The sequence below is a fragment of the Erysipelothrix sp. strain 2 (EsS2-7-Brazil) genome, from assembly GCF_016617655.1.
GTDB lineage: Bacteria > Bacillota_I > Bacilli_A > Erysipelotrichales > Erysipelotrichaceae > Erysipelothrix > Erysipelothrix piscisicarius.
In genome coordinates this window covers 1-5,101 of record NZ_SCFT01000026.1, presented here as the reverse complement: position 1 = coordinate 5,101, position 5,101 = coordinate 1, and the positions used below count along the sequence as shown (strand labels likewise).

General features: G+C 48.0%; 3 rRNA genes. All 3 read right to left on the bottom strand.

Going from position 1 to position 5,101, the window contains the following annotated elements:
* Positions 1-35: 35 nt before the first annotated feature.
* The 3 genes from rrf to EPJ90_RS08450 all read right to left on the bottom strand — a co-directional run bounded on the left by rrf (position 36) and on the right by EPJ90_RS08450 (position 4,968).
* Positions 36-149 (bottom strand): 5S ribosomal RNA (gene rrf, locus EPJ90_RS08460).
* A 76-nt stretch (positions 150-225) separates the two neighbouring features.
* Positions 226-3,123: ribosomal RNA gene (locus EPJ90_RS08455) — 23S ribosomal RNA — on the bottom strand.
* A gap of 306 nt (positions 3,124-3,429) precedes the next feature.
* A 16S ribosomal RNA gene (locus EPJ90_RS08450) occupies positions 3,430-4,968 on the bottom strand.
* Together the 16S, 23S and 5S rRNA genes form the textbook arrangement of a ribosomal RNA operon.
* Positions 4,969-5,101 lie beyond the last annotated feature (133 nt).

The following is a 5,101-nucleotide window of genomic DNA, read 5'->3' as shown; positions in this document are numbered from 1 at the left end:
ATAAAAAAAAGACACTCTAAATAGAGTGTCAAATTACCTGGCGATGAACTATCTTCACTAGCGCTTGGCTAGATATTGTCGCCGCTAAAGTGCTTAACTTCTGTGTTCGAGATGGGAACAGGTGTGACCACTTCGCTAAAACCACCAGATCTTAGTGCTTTAGAGAGATGAACTCTCAAAACTGAATAACAGAAATTTGATCTTTTTCGAATCGTTGTATCTTTTGTGATTAAAACCTCGACCTATTAGTATCAGTCAGCTCCACATATCACTATGCTTCCACCTCTGACCTATCAACCTGATCGTCTCTCAGGGGTCTTACTACTTACGTATGGGAAATCTCATCTTGGAGTTGGCTTCGTGCTTAGATGCTTTCAGCGCTTATCCAGTCCATACTTAGCTACCCAGCGATGCCCTTGGCAGAACAACTGGTACACCAGCGGTATGTCCATCCCGGTCCTCTCGTACTAGGGACAGCGCTCCTCAAATTTCCTACGCCCACAACAGATAGGGACCGAACTGTCTCACGACGTTCTGAACCCAGCTCGCGTACCGCTTTAATGGGCGGACAGCCCAACCCTTGGAACCTAATTCAGCTCCAGGATGCGATGAGCCGACATCGAGGTGCCAAACCTCGCCGTCGATGTGAACTCTTGGGCGAGATTAGCCTGTTATCCCCAGGGTAGCTTTTATCCGTTAAGCGACGGCCCTTCCACGCGGAACCGCCGGATCACTAAGCCCGACTTTCGTCCCTGCTCGACTTGTAGGTCTCGCAGTCAAGCACCCTTCTGCCTTTACGCTCGTCGATTGATTTCCAACCAATCTGAGGGTACCTTTGGGCGCCTCCGTTACTCTTTAGGAGGCGACCGCCCCAGTCAAACTGCCCACCTGACACTCTCCCGGTACCGGATCACGGTACGCGGTTAGAACTTCAAACATACAAGAGTGGTATCCCAATGGCGACTCCACATATACTAGCGTACATGCTTCATAGTCTCCCACCTATCCTGTACATGTAGGCTCAAAGTTCAATATCAAGCTACAGTAAAGCTCCATGGGGTCTTTCCGTCTAGTTGCGGGTAACCGGCATCTTTACCGGTACTAAGATTTCACCGAGTCTGCTGCCGAGACAGCGCCCAAATCGTTACACCTTTCGTGCGGGTCGGAACTTACCCGACAAGGAATTTCGCTACCTTAGGACCGTTATAGTTACGGCCGCCGTTCACTGGGGCTTCAGTTCAATGCTTCGAACGAATTCTAACATATTCCCTTAACCTTCCAGCACCGGGCAGGTGTCACCCCCTATACTTCGTCTTGCGACTTTGCAGAGAGCTGTGTTTTAGTTAAACAGTCGCTTGGGCCTCTTCACTGCGGCTCTTACGAGCACCCCTTCTCCCGAAGTTACGGGGTCATTTTGCCGAGTTCCTTGGCAACAGTTCTCTCGCTCACCTTAGGATTCTCTCCTTGCCTACCTGTGTCGGTTTTGGTACGGGCCAATACATAATTAACGCTAGAAACTTTTCTTGAGAGCTGGCATCAGTTACTTCGCTACTTCCTCACGGGTTCACTCCTCATAACGCCTTTGCTTTGCATGGCGGATTTGCCTACCATACAGCTCCTTCGCTTAAACCAGCACTTCCAGTCGCTGGCTTAACCTAGCCTTCTCTGTCATTCCTTCACTTATGTATCGGGTACAGGAATATCAACCTGTTGTCCATCGACTACGCTTTTCAGCCTCATCTTAGGTCCCGACTTACCCAGGGAGGACGAGCCTTCCCCTGGAAACCTTAGGCAATCGGTGTGTCAGATTCTCACTGACATCTCGCTACTCACACCGGCATTCTCACTTCTATACACTCCACTGCTCCTTACGGTACAGCTTCAACGCAGTATAGAACGCTCCCCTACCATTTATTGAAACAATAAATCCATAGTTTCGGTATCATACTTAGCCCCGGTACATTTTCGGCGCAGGGTCACTCGACTAGTGAGCTGTTACGCACTCTTTAAAGGATGGCTGCTTCTGAGCCAACCTCCTAGTTGTCTGTGCATCCCCACATCCTTTTCCACTTAGCATGAATTTTGGGACCTTAACTGATGGTCTGGGCTGTTTCCCTTTCGACTACGGACCTTATCACCCATAGTCTGACTGCCAACTACTATCCACTGGCATTCGGAGTTTGATTATATTCAGTACCCCGAGATGGGGCCATCATACATTCAGTGCTCTACCTCCAGTGGCCTTACATTGACGCTAGCCCTAAAGCTATTTCGGGGAGAACCAGCTATATCTGAGTTCGATTGGAATTTCTCCGCTAGCCACAACTCATCCGCCAGCTTTTCAACGATGGTCGGTTCGGTCCTCCATTTGGTTTCACCCAAACTTCAACCTGGTCATGGCTAGATCACTCAGTTTCGGGTCTACCACAATGTACTATATCGCCCTATTAAGACTCGCTTTCGCTTCGGCTCCGTCTCTTCAACTTAACCTCGCACATTATGAGTAACTCGCCGGTTCATTCTACAAAAGGCACGCCATCACCCATTAACGGGCTCTGACTTCTTGTAAGCATACGGTTTCAGGATCTATTTCACTCCGCTTCCGCGGTTCTTTTCACCTTTCCCTCACGGTACTGGTTCACTATCGGTCACTAAGGAGTATTTAGCCTTACCGGGTGGTCCCGGTTGATTCCGACAAGGTTTCACGTGCCTCGCCGTACTCAGGATACCACTAGAGTATCTTACGCTTTCGTCTACAGGGTTTGCACCTTCTTTGACTGGCCTTTCAATGCCATTCGACTAGCTTCGATATCCCACGTTGTGGTCCTACTACCCCATCACGAAGATGGTTTGGGCTTTTCCCGTTTCGCTCGCCACTACTCAGGGAATCACTTTTGTTTTCTTTTCCTCTTGCTACTAAGATGTTTCAGTTCGCAAGGTTGCCTCATCATAAACTATGTATTCATTTATGTGTAATACTGCATAACCAGTATTGGGTTTCCCCATTCGGATACCCCCGGATCGTTGTGTACGTACCACTCCCCGAGGCATTTCGCTGTTAGTCGCGTCCTTCATCAGCTCTTAGTGCCTAGGCATCCACCGTACGCCCTTACATATTTAATCACATGTAATTTCGCGCCCTAATTCTTAAAATCAGGTTTTTTTACGCTTATCGCTTGATAAGCTGTGTGTTTGCTTTGATTGCTTACTTAATTGCTTAAGTTACTGTTTTTGTTTAACTTGATGTAAATCTAGTTTTATACAACTATTCGAAAAGATCATGTTGATAACATTTATTTCTTTGTCTATCTCTTTTTCTTTTCTGTTATTCAGTTTTCAAAGATCATTTTTCTTGAGATTCCAACGGACTCTCAAAACTAAACAGGAAACTTTAGGTGTCAACTTCACGTCTTTCTAATTACTCCTTAGAAAGGAGGTGATCCATCCCCACCTTCCGGTAGGGATACCTTGTTACGACTTAACCCCAATCATCGATCCTACCTTCGACGGCTCCCTCCTAGTAAACTAGGTTAGGCCACCGGCTTCGGGTATTACCAACTCTCATGGTTTGACGGGCGGTGTGTACAAGGCCCGAGAACGTATTCACCGCGGCATTCTGATCCGCGATTACTAGCGATTCCGACTTCATGGAGTCGAGTTGCAGACTCCAATCCGAACTGAGACGTACTTTCTGAGATTCGCTCCGCATCGCTGCTTCGCTGCCCTCTGTATACGCCATTGTAGTACGTGTGTAGCCCAGATCATAAGGGGCATGATGATTTGACGTCATCCCCACCTTCCTCCGGTTTATCACCGGCAGTCTCTTTAGAGTCCCCAACTTAATGCTGGTAACTAAAGACAAGGGTTGCGCTCGTTGCGGGACTTAACCCAACATCTCACGACACGAGCTGACGACAACCATGCACCACCTGTATCCGCCATAACTATTACACATCTCTGTGCTTTTGCGCGGTATGTCAAGACCTGGTAAGGTTCTTCGCGTTGCTTCGAATTAAACCACATACTCCACCGCTTGTGCGGGCCCCCGTCAATTCCTTTGAGTTTTACGCTTGCGCGCATACTCCCCAGGCGGGATACTTATTGCGTTAACTACAGCACTGAATTTCTCCAACACTTAGTATCCATCGTTTACGGCGTGGACTACTAGGGTATCTAATCCTATTTGCTCCCCACGCTTTCGAGCCTCAGCGTCAGTTACAGGCCAGTTAGCCGCCTTCGCCACTGGTGTTCCTCCATATATCTACGCATTTTACCGCTACACATGGAATTCCACTAACCTCTCCTGCACTCTAGTCTACCAGTTTCTATGGCATCACGGGGTTAAGCCCCGAACTTTAACCATAAACTTGATAAACCGCCTGCGCTCCCTTTACGCCCAATAATTCCGGATAACGCTTGCCACCTACGTATTACCGCGGCTGCTGGCACGTAGTTAGCCGTGGCTTTCTGGTAAGGTACCGTCATATAAGAAGCATTCCCTCTTCCTATCGTTCTTCCCTTACAACAGAGCTTTACAACCCGAAGGCCGTCTTCACTCACGCGGCGTTGCTCGGTCAGGGTTTCCCCCATTGCCGAAAATTCCCTACTGCTGCCTCCCGTAGGAGTCTGGGCCGTGTCTCAGTCCCAGTGTGGCCGGTCACCCTCTCAGGTCGGCTACGCATCATCGTCTTGGTAAGCCGTTACCTTACCAACTAACTAATGCGCCATAAGCCCATCTCGTTGTGATGTATCCCATCTTTAATTAATCTAAGATGTCTTAGATTAACGTATCCGGTATTAGCAGAAGTTTCCCTCTGTTATCCCAGGCATCGAGGCAGGTTGCTTATGTATTACTCACCCGTTCGCCACTAAGTTCCAAGGAGCAAGCTCCTCTTCACTTCGTTCGACTTGCATGTATTAGGCACGCCGCCAGCGTTCATCCTGAGCCAGGATCAAACTCTCCATTTGATTCTTTCTCTTTTTAACTCTGACGAGTTTTGTTTATTTATTTATCCGTATTTCTTTTTGAAATTGACGTTTCCTGTTTAGTTTTCAAAGACCATTTTCTGCACTCGGTTTCCCTTAGCGCTTGTATATAATA